Here is a 19,813-nt window from a genome sequence, read left to right on the forward strand (position 1 = left end):
CAATGAGCTTTGCACAACTCTCCATAGAAAAAAAAGTAATCAGCTGGATGTTTACGTTGCTGCTATTAATTGGTGGTAGCATATCGTATTTTGATTTAGGGCAATTAGAAGACCCTGAATTTACACTCAAAAAGGCCATGGTTATAACCATGTACCCAGGTGCTTCACCGCAACAAGTTGAAGAAGAAGTAACCTTCCCTATCGAAAATGCGATTCAACAATTACCTTATGTCGATTATGTAACGTCAATTTCGTCAAATGGAAAATCGCAAATTACAGTAGAAATGAAAAGCACCTACCGTAAAGAACAACTGCGACAAATATGGGATGAAATGCGTCGTAAAATTAATGATCTCTCCCCCTCATTACCTACCGGTGTCTACCCAAGTATAATTTTAGATGATTTTGCCGACGTATACGGTGTGATGTATTCGGTTACAGGCGATGGCTATTCGTATGATGAACTTAAAGATTACGTAGACTATTTAAAGCGCGAGCTGGTACTTGTTAAGGGGGTTAGTAAAGTTACCGTTGCTGGAGAGCAGCAAGCACAGGTTATGGTAGAGATATCGACTCGTAAATTAGCGCAATTAGGCATAGCTCCTAGTCATATATTTCAACTTTTACAATCGCAAAACACGGTATCAAACGCGGGTAAAATTCGCGTAGGCGATGAATCAATCCGTTTTCATCCAACGGGTGAGTTTAAAAATGTAAAAGAGCTTGAAACGCTACTGATTTCAAAAACAGGCGCAAGTGAACTAATTTACTTAGGTGATGTAGCCAAGGTACACAGAGAATATGCCGAAGTACCAAGTAATATTATTCGCTACAATAATGAACAAGCATTACTAATAGGTGTGTCATTTACCTCTGGTGTTAACGTGGTTGATATAGGCAAGCATATAGATGAACACTTGGCATCGCTTGAGTATCAACGACCACATGGCATTGATATTAGTTCGGTATACAATCAACCTAAAGAAGTTGAAAAGTCAGTTGATGGATTTATTATCAGCTTGGTTGAAGCTATTGCGATTGTAATTGTGGTTTTGCTTTTGTTTATGGGGCTAAAAAGCGGCATTTTAATTGGTGGTATTTTACTACTGACCGTACTAGGTACATTTATATTTATGAAGTTGTTCGCTATCGATTTACAGCGCATATCGCTTGGGGCACTTATTATTGCCCTAGGGATGCTGGTTGATAACGCAATAGTAGTAACCGAAGGGATACTAATAAACCTTAAACGTGGCCAAACAAAACTCAAAGCAGCAGTTAATATTGTTGAACAAACAAAGTGGCCTTTACTAGGTGCAACAGTCATTGCGGTAACCGCGTTTGCACCAATAGGTTTAAGCTCTGATGCCAGTGGTGAATTTGCCGGTAGCTTATTTTGGGTGCTGTTTATTTCGCTTTTATTAAGTTGGATAACAGCTATTACATTAACGCCATTTTTTGCCAATTTGATGTTTAAAGAAACTCAATTCAAAGGCGAAAATGACCAAGAAGATGAAGACCCATACAAAGGCTTTATTTTTAATGGCTATAAGGCTGTATTAGATTTTTCTCTACACTTTAGAAAAACCACGCTTATATTAATGGTTGTTTTACTGTGTACTGCGGTTGTTGGTTTTGGCTCTGTAAAACAGTCATTCTTTCCTGCCTCTAATACACCTATGTTTTATGTAGATTACTGGCAAGCACAAGGTTCTGATGTTCGCTCAACCCTTGAGGGAGTTAAACAGCTTGAGGCGTTTTTACAAAAAGAAGAACTCGTTGAAGAAGTAACAAGTACCACAGGGCAAGGCGCACCCCGCTTTATGCTTACCTACGCGCCAGAAAAGTCATACCCAGCTTATGGGCAATTGATTGTTCGTGTTGCCGACAGGGAAGCTGTTGCCACTATAATGCAAAAAGTCCGTGATTATTCAAATCAGTATGCGCTTTCTGCACAACTTAAAATTAAACCAATGGAAATAGGCCCTTCTACCGATGCCAAAATAGAAGCCCGTTTTTCGGGCCCTGATCCTGTTATTTTAAGGCAACTGGCCGCTAAAGCCGAAGAACTGATTGGTAACGATGATGGCGCATACAATATTCGTAATGACTGGCGCGCACGTACCAAAATGATTCGCCCACAGTTTAACGAACAAAAAGCACGCCGCTTAGGCATTAGCAAATCAGACTTGGATGATATATTACTCACCAGTTTGTCAGGTAAGCAAGTAGGTGTATATCGTGATGGTACGCAGTTGCTGCCTATTATTGCACGATCCCCAGCTAACGAGCGCTTAAACGTAGAAAGCGTTCACGACCTTCAAATATACAGCCCAGTACTTGGTGTATTTGTACCAGTAACCCAAGTAGTAGACGAGTTTATTGTACAATGGGAAGACAGCCTAATAATGCGCCGCGACCGTAAACGTACTATTACTGTGATGGCCGATCATAATGTACTCGGCGATGAAACCCCAGCTAAACTATTTGCGCGTATTCGCGGCCCAATAGAGAATATGGAACTGCCACGTGGTTACCAACTGGAATGGGGCGGCGAGTTTGAGTCATCAAGCAAGGCTCAAAAAGCAATATTTGGCTCTTTACCATTGGGTTACTTGGCTATGTTTGCAGTAACTGTATTATTATTCAACTCAGTTAAGCAACCTTTGGTAATTTGGGCAACCGTGCCTCTTGCTATTATTGGCGTAAGTGCAGGGTTATTGATTATGAATACACCATTTAGCTTTATGGGTTTGCTTGGTTTGTTAAGCTTAAGCGGTATGTTGATCAAAAATGGGATTGTGTTGGTCGATCAAATAAATCTCGAATTAAGGGAAGGTAAATCGCCCTATGAAGCCGTATTTGACTCTGGTGTGAGTCGTGTGCGCCCAGTTGCTATGGCCGCTATAACCACTATTTTAGGTATGATCCCGCTGCTATTTGACGTGTTCTTCCAGTCAATGGCGGTAACCATAATGTTCGGTTTAGGCTTTGCCACCATACTAACCCTCATTGTAGTGCCAGTACTTTACACGGTTATATTTAGAATTGATTACGAACCGCGTAAGTAGTTAAACATCTAATCGGTTAACATAAAAAAATGCCACTGGCTCAAGGTCAGTGGCTATTTTTATTTAATACCGATGAAAAAAGAAAGGCCACATATTGAGTGGTTAATAAATTAGCCGCAACTACTTTTTGTATTTTTTGCCACTACCACATACACAAGGTGCGTTACGCTCTGGTACTTTATCAAATACTTGTGGTGTTGACTTGCTAAGCGCAAAGTCTAGTTCGCGAATATCTTCTGGTACGTCTGCTTTAATTTCAATCGAAGCAAACAGCGAATGCTCTTCTAGTATTGCTTCTATTTCTGATTGTCGTTCAGCTGAGTTTACAATTAGCGTGAGCGGGTGCAACTCTGTGCCTACCTTTGCGGTACGTTTTGGCGAAAATCCGCTACTGTTATTTTTACCCATTATATCGGGCTTACCCATAAAGAAAAACTTTGACATGCTACTTCTATAACCTTTCTACATTATTAAGACGCCGCATCTTAACAGCTTACCCAACATATAACTAAGTGTACTTGTTAATGCACAATATAAATTAGGCTTTACTGTATATACGCCTAATATAACGACATAAATAAGCTATTTAATGGATTTAAAATAGAGATTTAGACAAACCTTAAATTCGTAATAGAGTGAAATTACGCTGACTCAGCTTAGAGACATTTTAGTATCTAATATCAATCCGTAATAATACTTGATCAATTTGAGGGCTTAAGCCTGACGCTAACTGTGTTAAAAACTTCTGATATACGACCGCATGGACTTAGCTGCACATTATTTTTTTAAACTGAGAATACGGCCTGAGCTTGGTTGTGAGTCTGATTTAGCATTAGACGACTTATTCTCTTTAATACTTTTTGGCTTACCAACATACGTGGTAGAACGCTTTTGATAAGGTGCTTTACTGCGCTCATTTTTGCGCTCGCCATTAGCATTACTACGCTCAGAGTTGCGATTTGAACTTCGCTCAGTATTACGCTCGCCACTTTGTTCGCCTTTATTAAAACGGCGAGGGTTTTCACCCTGAAAGTCACGTTTTTTGGGAGCCGACGGCGTATTATTTTCTGATTGCTTGTTAGCATCAAGCGAATGTTCTTGGGTTTTACCTGAGTCAGAAATCGAGTCGTTTATTTGCGCCATTTCAGTATCAGACAAATGACGCCACTGCCCTACCTTTAAACCTTTTAGTGTTACGTTCATTATACGAGTGCGCTTTAACGTCACCACTTCGTAACCTAAATATTCACACATACGGCGTATTTGACGGTTTAAACCTTGGGTAAGTACTATTTTAAATTCTTTAGGGCCACTTTGCGTGACTTTACATTCTTTAGTGACGGTATCTAAAATAGGCACGCCATTGGCCATTTTTGTAACAAACTGACGATTAAGCGGTTTATCCACCGTAACAACGTATTCTTTTTCGTGATTATTGCCCGCACGCAAAATTTTATTAACGATGTCGCCTTCGTTAGTTAAAAATATAAGCCCTTCAGACGGTCTATCTAAGCGCCCTATTGGAAATATACGCGTAGGATAGTTAACTGCTCGTATAATATTACTTTGAATTTTACTTTCGGTAGTACACGTAATACCAACGGGTTTGTTGTAAGCGATATAAACGCGCTTTGGTGTGGCTTTAAGTGGCTTGCCATCAATTAATACAACATCGGTAGCGGCTACTTTTACGCCCATTTCTGGAGAGTAGCCATTAACGCTGACACGACCCTGCTCAATATATTTATCGGCTTCGCGGCGTGAACAAAATCCTGTTTCACTAATAAATTTATTTAAACGTTTTAATTCGGTCATGGCACTTATAGCGTAGTAATTTTTAAGGCGAGTAGTGTAAACCACCCACACTATTTTTTCGCCCCTAATTTAGAATTTATAGGTGTTTAAGCATTAATTTTTGCTTTAGTTAATTTACGCCATACAAATTCAAGTGGGCCTTGGTTAAAATAGCGGCTGTATATAAAGGTAAATATGAGCTGCAGTACAACTAATGCCGTTGCCAGCACCCAGTAATCAATACGATCAAAACCGAGCACCCAGTGTGTAAACAGCACTTTATATAACAATAGTTGCATGAGTGTTTGGCTAATATACAAGGTAAATGCTAAGCGCCCTGTTTGCTGAATAAGCTTGCCAACGTGTGCGCTGTTATTGCAAAATTTAACAATTAAATGAATATACAGCGTCGCCATTCCAAGTGCCGCAAACATATTTATTAACTCTTGTATGGCATACATAAAGCCACTACTGTATTGCGAGGTATAGAGCCTAAATGCACTCAAGATCGTGGTTGCAATAACGATTGTTACTAGCTGTTTTGTGCTTAAGCCTTCGCTAAATACTCCCTGTTTATACAAGTAAATACCAATGAGCATAATCCCTGCACACATCCACAAGGTCATTATCGGCACTATAAATACCATTAATGCATTCATACCTAAGTTAGAAATAAAATAATCAAAATAATGTGGACTATATAAAGAAATAAAATCTTGAGAGTCGCGATAAATAATATCCACAGGTGCACCATACATAACCAGCCCAGTGGTGATGCCACACAGTAAAATAAATGCAAGACCTCGCCTCAAAAGTAACGCATTATCGCTTTGTAGGTATTTCAGAGTAAACCAACCTGAAATGCCATAAACAAATAAAATATCACCAGCCCAAAGTAAAAACCCATGTGCTAAACCAAACAGTATTAACCAGTAAAGCCTACTTTTTAACTGCACATCAGACTTATAACGTTGCCATTGAATATAAAGCCCAGCCCCAAACAGCAAACTAAACAGCGTTCTAAAACGACCGTCTACAAATAAGGTACTAAAAATATAAATAATAGAGTCACTAACAGGGGCATTACTGTGCGCAATGTAGCCTAATTCAAAAACACCAAAAGCATAGCTATTCATGTAAACTAAGCCCAGTACAGCTATGCCACGAATGAAGTCCATATTGTAATTGCGCATTAAAGCTAATGTCCGTTAAATATTGTTCTTATAGCTGTCGGCCCAATTGACCGACTGCTGGTAGAGTGCAGGCAGTATAGCATTGTCTATATTCAACAAAAGCCCAGCTTGCTCTAGCGCCCACCAGCTTCCAGTTTCGTATGTTCTAACAACATTTAAAATATAGTAAAGGTTATTTTTATCATTTAATAATGCAGCTTTTATCTCATCTGGAAAAGGCAGCTTTTCAACAAGTAAGCTCATCGGTTGATCAAGTATTGCATCAAGCAATGAAAATAAACCGGTTAAAAAAGCCTCTCCAGTTTGGCTCTTTGCTACATTTTTTGCTAAAAGCTCACAAAAACGAGCACGAACAACGCAAACCTGCATTAGCTCAGCAGGCTTTTTTCCTGCTGTATGAGCGGTAACAATAAGGCTCACAAACTTTTTAAGACGATCATGCCCTAAATAGACAAGTGCTTGCTTTAATGACGATATTTGACTTTGTATAGGAAAAACACCACTGTTTATTAAACGCAGTAGTTTATATGCAAGGGCGGCATCTAGCTCAAACAACCCAGATATAACTTTTATATCTGGGTTTGGCTTCATTATTTCAGCATAAATAGCGACAACTAACCCATAATTATAATCGATATCGTTTTGCTTGATCATAGTGGGTTTTGCAAAAAAATAACCTTGGAAATAATCAAACCCCATATCAAAGGCTAATTTATAGTCGTCTTGTGTTTCTATTTTTTCGGCTAATATTTTTATTTGTTTATGTGCTTGCAGCTTTTTAACGATGGGTTGTATTTCGTTAAGCGGTGTCATTCTTATATCAAATTTTATTAATTTGACGAGCTTTAAAAAACGATCCCACTGTGGTTTATACACAAAATCATCGAGTGCGAGTTTATAATTACTATGAAATAAACCTCGGCATAGTTCGTAGTTATCATCGTTTGGCTCAATGGTTTCAAGTAGTTCGATTACAACATCTTGGCAAGGCAAAAAAGCGCATAAGTCGAGCTTCAATGATTCAGGACCAATATTAATGAGTGCTTTTTTACCTGATGTAATATGGCGAGTACCTAAGTTAAGTTGATTCTCCATAATAAGACGAGCGGTCGCTTGGCCTTCTGCAATATCAGGAAAATAATTTTTAGGGCTATCACGAAAAAGTAGCTCGTAAGCTACTACATTTTGACGACGATTAAATATTGCTTGCCTTGCAACAAATACAGACACATTACCTACTTCTTGTTTTTTACATCAGACTAAGTCATTAAACATTAAAGCGATACAATTGTCACTGAACTTTGCAAAGCACGTAATAATTTACCTATATAAGGTTGTTATATAAGCAGTTGCGATTTGCGTCCATGAAAAACGGGCTTGCTCAGCACCCTTTTTTACTTTATGCCACTTTTGAGGTTCTTGCTTTTTAATTGAGAGTGTTTCGTCTAAACAGGTGATTAAATTACTAGTTTGCATGGCTAATGTGTCGCCACTAAAACTAAAACCATTTTCATTATGCTGAACGGTGTCTTTTAATCCGCCAACACTATGCACCAAGCAAGGCTGTCCCGCTCGCATTGCAAGCATTTGACTTATACCACATGGCTCAAACGAACTTGGCATTAAGAACAAATCACCTAGTTGATACATTAAATCACCAACACCTTGACCATAACCTTGCAAAAATAAAAGGTTAGAATTGCGTGACATCGCTTTAGTAAAAAGACTTTCAAGCTCTTTGTCACCCGAACCTAAAACAATGAATCGACCACCGTATTTATTAACTAGTTGGCAAACGTTATCAATCGCTAAAGTACCGTTCACCTGCTGGCACAACAACAAGACTTTTTGCTCTGTAAGTCGCCCTACACTTGTTACTAACGGGCCATTATTTGCTGCTGCTTTAAATTGCTGTAGTCGCTGGTGCGCAATATAATAACCACTTTGAAGCTGCTTATGGTTACTCATCCAGCTAAATAAAGTGTTCTCTATTTTTTTATATAAAGTATTTAAGTCTGCATTTTCATTTGTTAACTTAGGATACTCACAGCCATTTAAAATACCAACCAGCTTGCCTTGTTCTGCCGCATTTTGCAGATCTTGCTCAAGCCCTTCGCCGCCAAAAAAACCATGTTCATAATTACTTGGTTTAAGTACTTCTTGGCTATAGGTTGGTGATACAACATGTACTTTATCGCATAGGTTAATGGCACTGCGCATTGGGTTAAAACAATGCGGATAACGTGGATCACATAAATGTTGACCGTTATAACTAAGCGAAGGAAACCATGCTTCTAGACTCGAGTCATCGTGCTTAAAAGGCCTTATTCCCTGCAGCGCTATGTTATGTACAGTGTAGGCTATATGTATGTTATTTAGTGCGCTATAACGTGGCTCAAATTTAATTAAAACGGCAACACACGCGCTGTGCCAATCATGCAAATGTAATGCATTAGGGCGTGTAAGTACCCCTTGTAATAATGCCTCACAAACTGCGGCATTAAATAAAGCAAACTTGGTTGCATCCGTGGCAAATGGCCTACCGGGTGCATCGTTGCAGTAAACAGTGCCTGATTCACTAAACAATGGGTGGCTAATAACAATTTGGCTGACATTACTTTGCGTTTGTCGTACTTTAAAAAGTGTTAAAACATGTGGCTGTGCATTAAAAGCAACCGTTACTTCACCGAGATAAATACGCTCAATAAACGCAAAGCCGTAATCAGGAATAACAACATCTACAGTTACACCTTGCTCTGCCAACGCCTTTGGTGCATCACGCACTACATCAGCTACTCCACCTACTTTAGCGCCTGGTAACGCGTCGTTCTCTGCTGCAACCATTAATACATGCATTAATTTACTACTTCCTTTAACCTAATGAGCCTGCTCAATAAAGAGCAAGCCTTGTTGTCATGCTTAAAATTAGTTAGCTAGTTTATTTAAGCTAACTTTTTATTTTCATTTGCTTGGCGCGCAAGCTTTTTTGCAAGCTCAGTGAGCATATCACGGGTCACGAGTACGATGCCTTTTTTAGACACTCTAAAGCCATTGTCTTCATCTGTCTTACGATCAAAACCAATTTCTAGTCCTGCTGGTATCTCACAGCTTCTATCTATTATCGCCCGCTTAATTTTGCAGCCTCTATTTATAATTGCACCAGGCAATATAACTGACTGCTCTATCTCGCAAAATGAACGAATATGTACATTTGAAAACAATAAAGACTTTCTAACAGCAGAGCCCGAAATAATACAACCACCAGAAACTGTTGAGTCTAAGGCCATTCCGCGCCTATCATCGTCATCAAAAATAAACTTAGCGGGCGGTAGTTGTTCCTGATAGGTCCAAATTGGCCACATCGGATCGTATAAATCAAGTTGCGGCTCAGGCATTACCAGTTCCATATTAGCTTCCCAGAATGAATCTAGTGTACCCACATCACGCCAATAAGGTTGCCCTTCTTGGTTTGGATCTCTAAATGGGAAGGCAAATACGTTATGCTCTTCTATTATCGCTGGAATAATATCGTGGCCAAAATCGCGACCAGAGCCTTCATTTTCAGCATCTTTTTTGAGCTGTTCGAACAAAAATTCGGTGTTAAATACGTAATTGCCCATTGAAGCTAAACACGTACCTGGCTTACCAGGTACTGAACTTGGCATTGCAGGCTTTTCGTCAAAACGGCAAACACGATTTTCCTCATTAACGGTCATTACACCAAAGGTATCGGCGGCTTCTTCTACGGGTACTTCGATGCAACAAACAGTCATGTCGGCGCCATTTTCTACGTGCTTAGCTAAAAGAGCACCGTAATCCATGCGATATACATGATCGCCCGATAAAATCATCACATATTTTGGTAGTTCATGACGAATAATATCTATATTTTGAAAAACAGCATCGGCGGTTCCACAATACCAATCATCGCCTTGACGCTGCGATGCAGGTAGAATTTCAACCGACTCTCCCAATTCCTTTTTAAAATGCCCCCAAGCACGGTTAACGTGCCTAATAAGTGAATGAGACTTATATTGTGTGGCAATACCAACGCGCCTAACGCCTGAGTTAATACAGTTAGATAACGGAAAGTCGATTATTCGATGTTTACCACCAAAGTAAACCGCAGGCTTTGCTCGCCAGTCAGTCAGTTCATGCAGGCGTGAACCGCGACCTCCAGCCAGTATTAGTGCGTAAGTTTCTCTGGTTAGGCTGCTTATATAACGATTTTCGTAGTTGGGCATAATACTCTCTCCATTTAGTTTTTGCTGTTAGTGGTATGACTTTTAGTTGTCGTTAAGTCTGTTGCACTAATGTTGAGGGGTTCTAAATGCCAAATGTCGTCACTGTATTGGCTTATGGTTCTATCACTTGAAAACATGCCACTGGCTGCTGTATTTAAAATACTCATTTGTGTCCAATAGGCTTGATCAGTGTAGGTCTTATCTACTTGTTTTTGAGCATCAACATAGCTTTCAAAATCATGCGCGACCAACCAAGGATCGTTCGGGCTCTTAATCGCATTGATCACGTCATCAAATAAGCATGGTTCGAATAAATTAAAATGGCCACTTTCTAAAAGCTGCATTACGTTTGCCAAGTCACTATTTTGTGAAATTAAATGCTCTGGATTATAACGTGATTTAATATCATCAATTTGATGTGCTTGAGCACCAAACAAAAAGAAATTATCAGCACCCACGGCATCTCTAATTTCAATATTTGCGCCATCAAGTGTACCTATCGTCAATGCACCATTCATCATGAACTTCATGTTACCGGTACCTGATGCTTCTTTACCTGCGGTAGACACTTGCTCTGACAAATCGGTTGCAGGGCAAATAACTTCCATTGCTGTTACGTTATAATTTGGTAAAAATGCTACGCGTAAATACGGTGCTGCTAATGGATCTTTATTAATAACCTCAGCCACATTGTTGATTAGCTTAATAATTTTTTTAGCCATGTAATAGCCTGGCGCAGCTTTACCGCCGAGTAATACACAACGCGGAACAAGCCCTTGCGTATCACCGCGACGAATACGGTCATATAGATGAATTACATGCAACACATTAAGTAGTTGGCGTTTGTATTCATGAATTCGCTTAACTTGTACGTCAAACATCATCGATACATCGAACTCAACACCGCAACGCGCTTTGACTAAATCAACAAGGCGTTGTTTGTTTTCGCGTTTAGCTGATTGCCACTGAATATGAAAGGTTTGGTCATCAAAAAATCGACGTAGTTGACTAATTTGACTAAAATCGCCTACCCAATCGTTACCAATTTTTTCGCTAATTAATTTGCTTAGAATAGGGTTGCAGTGAGCAAGCCAACGACGTGGTGTTACGCCATTTGTTTTGTTATTAAACTTATCTGGCCACAGTGCATAAAACTCTTTAAACAAGCCCGCTTTTAGTAACTCAGTATGCAGTGCCGCGACTCCATTTACGGAGTAACTACCGACTATTGCTAAATAAGCCATACGAATTTGCGGCTCATCACCTTCTTCAATAAGCGATAGCGCTCGCTGTTTGTTAACATCCCCTGGCCACTGCTGTGCAACTTGGGCTAAAAAACGTGCATTTATCTCGTAAACTATTTCTAAAATACGCGGTAATAACCTTGCAAACAAAGATACTGACCACTTTTCAAGTGCCTCAGGAAGTAAGGTATGATTTGTATAGGCCATTGTTTTAGTAGTAATTTGCCAAGCATCTTCCCAATCAAGTTCGTAGTCATCAATCAAAATACGCATCAGCTCTGCAACAGCAATACTTGGATGCGTGTCGTTTAATTGAAACACATGAAAATCAGAAAAATCAGAAAAACTCTCACCGTGTTGTGCAACCCATTGATCAACAATGTCTTGAATACTCGCAGACGATAAAAAATACTGTTGGCGTAACCTAAGTTCTTTACCATTTTCGCTACTGTCGTTTGGGTAAAGCACCATAGTAATTTGTTCAGCTAGATTTTTTTGTGCTACAGCTTCTGAGTAACTACCAGCATTAAACTCAGTTAGATTAAATTCATCTGTCGCTTCTGACTTCCACAGACGAAGTGTATTAACAATATTATTTTTATAACCAGGAATTGGTACATCATAAGGCACAGCTAATACATCGTGCGAACTCATCCATTGACGATGCTCTCGGCCATATTTATCTGTATAGCTTTGCACATAGCCACTAAACTTAACGCGCTTTGCATGCTCTGGAGCACTCAGTTCCCATGGATGTCCTTCACGAAGCCAGTTGTCGGGTTGTTCTATTTGATTTCCGTCATTTATAGACTGATTAAACATACCGTATTCGTAACGAAGGCCATACCCAATGACAGGCAGGGCCAAACTTGCACAGCTATCTAAAAAACAGGCCGCTAAACGCCCTAAACCACCATTACCTAGCCCTGCATCATGTTCGGCATCTTCAAGCGTTTCGACTGTTGTACAATATTCTTGTAATGCAGAAGCAACTTGATCATCTAAATCTAGATTTAAAATAGCGTTACCCAGTGCTCGTCCCATTAAAAACTCAAGAGAAAGATAAGCCGTTTTACGGCGCTTTTGCTGTCTAATTTGTTGATTGGTTTCTCTGCAACGAGCAACAAGTCGATCGCGAATAGTGAGCGCTAATGCATGATATAAATATAACTGTGATTCACCGACCTTATCTCGGCCGAGGGTGTAATAAAAGTGACGTGTTAAATCATCTTTTAACGTATTTTCATCAATAACAGGGCCTTCTTGCCAACCCTTTACTACACACACTTGTTCATCTTGCTTAGCCATGACCTACTTCCTCTAAATTTGAACTGAAAACCCAGCTACTTTGTGCAGAAATTTCAACCATCGCATCGTTGTTACTACTTACAGATGCATTATTTACACTTGATAAAACCATTTGCCAAGGCGCACTTATTGGAGATTGCGGCAATTGGCAGGAGATTACTTTTTTACTCGCATTAAAAATTATTAAAAGTGCATGTTTATTTTGCTTATCGAGCAAGCTGTACATTAAAAACTGACGCGTATTTTCATGCCAATGCGCGTCAGTCATAGTTACACCTTCTTCGGTAAACCACCTAACTGTAAAGCGCTCATCAATATCATCTAAAAACACACTGTGTTTAAACGCACTGTGGGCACGTCTGATTTTTAGTGCATCGTCTATAAAACGAGTCAATGTATGATTTAATTGTGAGTCTTTCCATGCAAGCCAACTGGTGCGATTATTTTGGCAATAAGCATTATTATTTCCCCCTTGCGAATGCGCTATTTCACTCCCAGATGAGAGCATAGGAACTCCTTTGGACAAAATAAGTGTAAGCAAAAAGTTTTTTTGCTGTTGCAAGCGAAGCGCTGTTATTTTAGGATCATTTGTAAATCCCTCTACACCACAATTAAAAGAATGATTAGCACTGTGACCATCTCGATTTTGCTCACCATTTGCCTCATTGTGTTTTTCTTCGTAGCTAACTAAGTCAGCAAGCGTAAAACCGTCGTGACTCGTTATAAAATTTATACTATTGAGCGGACCGCGCTCACTGTGCTCGAAAATATCAAATGAGCCATGTAAACGTTTGGCAACGGTGGCGATAATGCCTTCTTCACTTTTCCAAAAACGCTTTATTACATCACGATATTGATCGTTCCATTCTCGCCAAGGTGCCGGAAAAGCACCTAACTGATAGCCACCAGGGCCTATATCCCACGGTTCACTAATGAGCTTTACTTTGTTTAAAATAGGATCTTGGGCAACCGCTTGTAAGAAAGTATGAGAAGCGCTAAACCCAGATTGAGAACGCCCTAAAATAGTCGCCAAATCAAACCTGAAGCCATCAACTCCCATTACTTCAACCCAATAACGAAGACTATCGAGTACAAGTTGTAATACACGAGGGTGGTCAATATTAATCGTGTTACCGCATCCAGTATCGTTTATATATAAATCTGGTCGTTCGCTTACAGTGCGGTAATAAGCTAAGTTATCAAAGCCTCTAAGTGACAATATTGGGCCATCATTACCGGCCTCTGCGGTATGGTTGTAAACAACGTCGATAATAACTTCAATGTCGGCCGCATGAAGCTCTCGCACCATTTGCTTAAACTCATTTATATCGTCTTTAACCAAGTAGTCTTTATGAGGTGTAAAAAAGTTAAGCGTGTTGTAACCCCAATAATTTTGCAGCCCTTTACCCGTTAAAAATTGTTCACTAATAAATGAATGAACAGGTAAAAGTTCCACAGCTGTAATACCAAAGCTCTGTAAGTGTTCAATAAAACTGGGATGACTTAGTCCTAAAAATTTCCCTTGTAGGTACTTAGGAATTTCGGGATGACGGCACGTTGCTCCTTTCACATGGCATTCGTATATAACCGTATTTGACCATCTATGGTTTGGCTTTTTATGCGCGTACAACACAGGTGCTGCTACTTTTGACTTAGGTATATCAATCGCATTATTTACGGTGCTTTTAGTGCCGATTGGCATTTGCCCATAATGACGCTCACTCCAAGTAAACTCACCAAATAAGTCTTTTGCGTAAGGGTCTATTAATAGTTTGTTTTCGTTAAACAATTGACCGTGCTTAGGGTTATATTCACCCTCTACTCTAAAGCCATACAAAGCACCTGCATTTAAAGGAAATATATGAATACTCCAAATGCCGCCTTCGTTAATGCTCATTGCCACCTTTAATATTTCTGAATGGCCACTTTTGTCAAATAAACATAAATAAGCTTGAGCTGCTTTTGGTGCATAAAGTGCAAAATTTACACCGCCGTCAGTAACACTTGAACCTAAGGGTTCAACTTGGCCGTGAGTGACTTCAAATTGATTACTCATCTTCGACCTTTTGTAAATAAATAGTAGTTAAACCACCAATGGCAATAGAAATGCTTTGAGCGAACCCATGATTAGGGCTGTCGAAGGTAGTAACTATCTTTGATTCGTTTTGTGTAACGTCTATCCCTGAGCCAAAATAATCGGTTTCATCTGTATTTAAAATTACTTTATAGCGGCCTTTATTTGGCACACCAATGACGTAATTTTGATAAGACTCTGGAGTGAAATTAGCTATAACAACCACTAAATTTCGTGCATTTTTGGCATACCTTACAAAACTTAAAATACTTTGATCGTTATTGTTGTTATCTATCCAATCAAAGCCTGCTGCACTTGTGTCAAGTTCGTACAAAGCAGGTTGGTTTTTATATACATGATTGAGTGTTTTAATTGTTTGTTTTATACCATTGTGACTTTGATGCTCTAATAAGTGCCAATCAAGCGAATGATCGTGGCCCCACTCAGTGCGCTGCGCTATTTCACAACCCATAAACAATAATTTTTTACCTGGATGCGCCCACATAAACGCATAATAAGCTCGAAGGTTTGCAAACTTTTGCCAATCATCCCCTGGCATTTTTTCAATAAGTGAGCCTTTGCCATGCACTACTTCGTCGTGACTCAATGGCAGTATGAAGTTCTCACTAAAGGCGTATACCATCGAAAAGGTTATTTCGTGATGGTGGTGCTGTTTGTAAAGCGGATCGCGTTGCATATAGTGCAAACTATCGTTCATCCAGCCCATATTCCATTTATAGCCAAACCCTAAACCGTTATGCTCAACACTTTGTGTAACACCTGGCCATGCAGTTGATTCTTCGGCTACCATCATGATGCCAGGGTTGTTTTTATAACTTCGTAAATTAACCTGCTTTAGGCACTCGATTGCACCAAGGTTCTCACGTCCACCATAACAATTAGGGATCCATTCACCTTCTTTACGGCTGTAATCTAAATACAACATTGAAGCCACTGCATCTACTCGTAAACCATCAAGCCCAAATTGGTGTAACCAATACATCGCATTAGAAATCAAAAAGCTTTTAACTTCAGGGCGATCGTAATTATAAATATAGGTATTCCAATCGGGATGAAAACCTTGACGCATATCGGCATGTTCGTACAAATGAGTGCCATCAAAACGATGCAAACCATGCGGATCACTTGGAAAATGCCCAGGTACCCAGTCGAGTAAAATACCTAAATTTGCTTTATGGCATTGCTCTACAAAATATTTAAAACTGTTATAGTCACCAAAACGGCTAGTAGGTGCAAATAAACCAACGGGTTGATAGCCCCACGAGCCATCAAACGGGTATTCACTGATAGGCATAAGCTGTAGGTGGGTGAAATTCATTTCAAGTGCATAGCTAACTAGCTTGTCAGCAAGCTCTACGTAACTTAAATAACGATTATTTTCAGCGCGTTGCCATGAGCCTAAATGCACTTCATAAATACTAATTGGTGCATCAATATGGTTACGCTTTTGTCTATTTTTTAAGGCCTGTTCATCAAGAATTATAGGTTCTGGTTTGTATTGCAATACACTGGCAGTACCGGGGGCTTGCTGCATTTTAAACGCATATGGGTCTGCTTTTTCAAACACGTCTCCACTTTGTGCGGTAATTGCAAATTTATAGCACATGTCAGCTTTAAGGCCTGGTATAAATAATTCCCATACACCACTTGCAGGATGAAAGCGCATAAAGTGACGATTAGCTTGCCAAAAATTAAATTCACCAATAATTGATACACTTGCTGCATTTGGCGCCCACACACAAAAACGCACCCCCTCTACATTTTGTTGAGTGCTAAAATGTGCACCAAAGTGTGAGTATGCATGCTCTAAACTACCTTCGTTAAATAAGTACATTGCCTGTGTATCGAGCGCAGTGTCAAAACTGTATTCATCGTAAAACGTAACGGCTGTATTTGTGTATTCAACATCACATTGATATGGCGCGCTTGGCAATGTTTTTAGCTTTGCAATAAACAAATCACTTTGCTTATATCGCAGCGTCTTTTATTTTTTTACCGCCAAGGTTAATTACAACATTCAACGCAGTGGGTAAGTAAAGTCGTAACTCTGTGTCTGTGTTTGTTAGTTTATGTGCCCCAAGAAAGCTAAACGGGTCTTTAAAACGACCTGCGCTTAACGCTTGTACTTGATCATCATAACTATTAAAAGAAGATCCAATATTATCTACTGCTGAGCTACTCATTAACCTTTCCTTATTGAATCTATTGCAGCTAACAAAGAGGCATTTTTACTAAAAATCTCTTCGCAAGTGTGTGTTAAAACACGCCGCCAATTGGGATACTCGGTATCTGTTCCTGGAATATTGACACTGTAAAGCTGCTCATCTAAATCATCTATTTGCAGCGCAAGTAATCGTGATTGCGACTTTGCTAAACATAAGGCAAGTGATTTATAAACGTCCATTGCATTAGCTTGTAGGTTAAGTTCTTTTGTTTGATTGGCATTAATAAAGCGCAATAATCGCTCTTGCTCTTCAACACGTTGGTGGGTTAAGTCGTTGCATTGCTGCTCGTTAATTAAACTATATTGCTGCTTTATATCTAAATCATCGTGTTGCCACCAGCCCATAAAAGGAGGCACATCGTGATTGGCAATCATTAATAAGCAACGTGATGGTAAATCGTTAACCAATAAAAATTCATCATCGTGCTGTTTTTCAAAATAAAATAAGCTGTTAGAAAAAATACCGCTAGAGGCTAAAGCATCTCTTACCTCAGGGGGGACTACACCCAGATCTTCGCCAATAACAATACTTTGATTAATATGCGATTCAATTTTTAAAATTGCGAGTAAATGCTCAAACGGATAATAAACATAACAGCCATCTTGTTTACCATTCGTTTCAAAACACCACCATAAACGCCTAATAGCCATTACATGGTCAATTCTGAGACCACCTACATTTTGCATATTTGCGCGAATAAGTGAGCGATAAAACTCGAAGTGATTATTGCTAAGACTGCGAGGATTGAGTGCCGGAAGCCCCCAGTTTTGACCTGCTTCAGCCCATGGGTCTGGCGGGGCACCAACACTTGCCTCTTGGCTAAATAATGATTGCTGATTTTTAAATTCGACCCCATCGCCAGCACACCCAACAGCTAAATCGTTGATTAAACCAATAGCCATTCCCAGCTCTATACAACTTTTTTGACAAAGTGCTAACTGTAAATACGCTTGCCACTGCAAATAATAGTCAAACGTTAAATTGTCTGATTCAAGGGTATTTAGCGTACTTGTATGAGTGTTACAAAATGCTGTAAACGCTTGTCGACGCTCATTACTGGCAGTTAATTCAAACTGACTATAAAGCGCTTTAAATAACGTATATTTAATACGACTTACGTTTTCGTAATTTATAAATTGATCATTGCTTTGCATGAGAGAAATAACATCATCACTTTGCATTAAAGCATTTAGCTCTGTATTGTTATTAGCGTCGTCACATAAATCAATGGCAATATATAAAGGGTTTAGCAAAGCACGACTGTTAGGGCTATAAGGACTTGCTCGCTCTGGCATATCGGCAAATAATAAATGAAGTGGATTAAGTAAAATATAATCCATATTTTGCGCACTACATAAATGAGTTAACGATAATAAATCGCTAAAATCTCCAACACCTAATAGCGCTTTATTTTTTAAAGTATAAAGCTGAATAGAGAGCCCTGTACGCTTTATATCATCTACTTGATATACTTGTTCAGGAACAGACCAAACCTGTGTATTTGAAAATTGCTCGCCTACTTTTATCGTTGCATCATAATATCCAGCTGGGATAAAAGGTAATTCAAGCGCAACCTCAATATATCGCACGCCATGCAAGTAATATTCACCTGTGACAGGTAAATCACGCATAGTTTGAAATGCCAAGTCAAGACCAAGCGCCTCTACTTTTATGCCTACACATAAATGCTGTTGACGTTCATCTATACGAATCTTTAAGGTATTTTCAGGCCATTCAAGCAAGCTAACACGCGGAACTAATTGCTGCCAAGTAGCTGCATCTAATTCATAGTTAAGATGCGCTATTTGATTAGCATCGTCGGTGTCAATACCACAGCACTGTAAAGCTTGCTTTCGTGTATCGTTGCTAAAAACAACCTGTTCACCAGTGTATTTAGTGAATTCATAACCAATGCCATGCAGATAAAATAACTGCGAAAGAGCGTCCATTTATTGGCCTTAATTTATACGTTGCGTATTCACTATGCTATTTTCTGTGCCAAATGTATTACCAATGTAACCGTCGGCTTGGTGGTCGTTATCCCAAATATCTCCATTGATTAGATAACGAAAATGGAACTGCTGATCAATAGGAAGGCGTTGCTTACATTTAAAAACGCCCTTTTTTTTATTGAGCTTCATTGGCACTGGCTGCCAATCATTAAATTCACCTAACAAACAGACTTGCTCTGCCTCAGGGTGAGTGAACTCAAAAGTAACTTCAGCTTCATCTTTTGTTTTAAAAAAACGTTTATTCAACATAGCAGGCTCCAACTAAACCATAAAGGGTAATTAATCTTTGCCACAGGCCATACAACTAAACAAAAAGGCGATGTGGATTCCATTCAAAATCATTAAACACGTTGTAAGTTAACCAAAACTTTATTTACGCATTATTACAGTGCAGCAATTCTTTTTTTTGCACCTAAAAAGTGCAGTTAGTATCTAAACATTCACTTTTGAAAAGCTCAATATTATAGAGCAATATTTAAACCAACTAGACGTGCCACACTTTATTTATTGTCTAAACTTTTATTAGTACCAAACATGAAATAATTCAAAAGTATTACTTAAACTTATAAAATTCTTTTGTTATGCGCTTTTATAAACGATAATAAACCGCATATTAATACTTTGAAA

11 protein-coding genes and 1 pseudogene are annotated in these 19,813 nt (G+C 39.2%); 1 reads left to right on the top strand and 11 read right to left on the bottom strand.

What is annotated here, in order from left to right:
- Positions 1-2 precede the first annotated feature (2 nt).
- Entirely contained in the window at positions 3-3,071 is a 3,069-nt protein-coding gene (locus P20495_RS07395) for an efflux RND transporter permease subunit (RefSeq protein WP_008137120.1), read from the top strand.
- Between the two features lie 120 nt (positions 3,072-3,191).
- Here the strand turns inward: P20495_RS07395 and P20495_RS07390 are convergent, their stop codons facing one another.
- From P20495_RS07390 to P20495_RS07340, 11 genes and pseudogenes are all read right to left on the bottom strand, one after another.
- Entirely contained in the window at positions 3,192-3,515 is a 324-nt protein-coding gene (locus P20495_RS07390; protein WP_033016038.1) for a PBPRA1643 family SWIM/SEC-C metal-binding motif protein, read from the bottom strand.
- Between the two features lie 333 nt (positions 3,516-3,848).
- Entirely contained in the window at positions 3,849-4,886 is a 1,038-nt protein-coding gene (gene rluF / locus P20495_RS07385; protein ID WP_033016048.1) for a 23S rRNA pseudouridine(2604) synthase RluF, read from the bottom strand.
- 86 nt (positions 4,887-4,972) lie between these two features.
- The gene (locus P20495_RS07380) at positions 4,973-6,043 is read right to left on the bottom strand and encodes a DUF418 domain-containing protein (RefSeq protein ID WP_033016050.1); all 1,071 of its coding nucleotides are present in this window, start codon (positions 6,041-6,043) and stop codon (positions 4,973-4,975) included.
- 30 nt (positions 6,044-6,073) lie between these two features.
- Positions 6,074-7,288: an EAL and HDOD domain-containing protein gene (locus tag P20495_RS07375; RefSeq protein ID WP_008137128.1), complete on the bottom strand. Its 1,215-nt coding sequence runs from the start codon at positions 7,286-7,288 to the stop codon at positions 6,074-6,076.
- Positions 7,289-7,378: 90 nt separating this feature from the next.
- A complete protein-coding gene (locus P20495_RS07370; protein WP_008137130.1) occupies positions 7,379-8,914 on the bottom strand; it encodes a glycogen synthase in 1,536 nt (511 codons plus the stop codon).
- Between the two features lie 86 nt (positions 8,915-9,000).
- Entirely contained in the window at positions 9,001-10,302 is a 1,302-nt protein-coding gene (gene glgC, locus P20495_RS07365) for a glucose-1-phosphate adenylyltransferase (protein ID WP_008137132.1), read from the bottom strand.
- Between the two features lie 14 nt (positions 10,303-10,316).
- Positions 10,317-12,854 carry a glycogen/starch/alpha-glucan phosphorylase gene (locus P20495_RS07360; RefSeq protein WP_008137134.1) on the bottom strand — a complete coding sequence of 846 codons (2,538 nt, stop codon included), beginning with the start codon at positions 12,852-12,854 and terminating at the stop codon, positions 10,317-10,319.
- Positions 12,847-14,910: a glycogen debranching protein GlgX gene (gene glgX / locus P20495_RS07355; RefSeq protein WP_008137136.1), complete on the bottom strand. Its 2,064-nt coding sequence runs from the start codon at positions 14,908-14,910 to the stop codon at positions 12,847-12,849. The genes P20495_RS07360 and glgX overlap by 8 nt, the downstream gene beginning before the upstream one ends.
- Positions 14,903-17,132, bottom strand: a pseudogene (gene glgB / locus P20495_RS07350) (1,4-alpha-glucan branching protein GlgB). The gene glgX and the pseudogene glgB overlap by 8 nt, the downstream one beginning before the upstream one ends.
- Positions 17,132-19,123: a 4-alpha-glucanotransferase gene (gene malQ / locus P20495_RS07345; RefSeq protein ID WP_008137143.1), complete on the bottom strand. Its 1,992-nt coding sequence runs from the start codon at positions 19,121-19,123 to the stop codon at positions 17,132-17,134. Before malQ ends, glgB begins: the two are co-directional and overlap by 1 nt.
- Before the next feature lie 9 nt (positions 19,124-19,132).
- Positions 19,133-19,435: an isoamylase early set domain-containing protein gene (locus tag P20495_RS07340; RefSeq protein ID WP_008137144.1), complete on the bottom strand. Its 303-nt coding sequence runs from the start codon at positions 19,433-19,435 to the stop codon at positions 19,133-19,135.
- Between the last annotated feature and the right edge of the window lie 378 nt (positions 19,436-19,813).

Origin of the sequence: Pseudoalteromonas sp. BSi20495 (assembly GCF_000241185.1) — a bacterium.
Lineage (GTDB): Bacteria > Pseudomonadota > Gammaproteobacteria > Enterobacterales > Alteromonadaceae > Pseudoalteromonas > Pseudoalteromonas fuliginea.

Coding starts and splice junctions, on each gene's coding strand:
- P20495_RS07395 (WP_008137120.1), top strand. CDS start 3: ATGAGCTTTGCACAACTCTCCATAGAAAAAAAAGTAATCAGCTGGATG.
- P20495_RS07390 (WP_033016038.1), bottom strand. CDS start 3,515: ATGTCAAAGTTTTTCTTTATGGGTAAGCCCGATATAATGGGTAAAAAT.
- rluF (WP_033016048.1), bottom strand. CDS start 4,886: ATGACCGAATTAAAACGTTTAAATAAATTTATTAGTGAAACAGGATTT.
- P20495_RS07380 (WP_033016050.1), bottom strand. CDS start 6,043: ATGGACTTCATTCGTGGCATAGCTGTACTGGGCTTAGTTTACATGAAT.
- P20495_RS07370 (WP_008137130.1), bottom strand. CDS start 8,914: ATGCATGTATTAATGGTTGCAGCAGAGAACGACGCGTTACCAGGCGCT.
- glgC (WP_008137132.1), bottom strand. CDS start 10,302: ATGCCCAACTACGAAAATCGTTATATAAGCAGCCTAACCAGAGAAACT.
- P20495_RS07360 (WP_008137134.1), bottom strand. CDS start 12,854: ATGGCTAAGCAAGATGAACAAGTGTGTGTAGTAAAGGGTTGGCAAGAA.
- glgX (WP_008137136.1), bottom strand. CDS start 14,910: ATGAGTAATCAATTTGAAGTCACTCACGGCCAAGTTGAACCCTTAGGT.
- malQ (WP_008137143.1), bottom strand. CDS start 19,123: ATGGACGCTCTTTCGCAGTTATTTTATCTGCATGGCATTGGTTATGAA.
- P20495_RS07340 (WP_008137144.1), bottom strand. CDS start 19,435: ATGTTGAATAAACGTTTTTTTAAAACAAAAGATGAAGCTGAAGTTACT.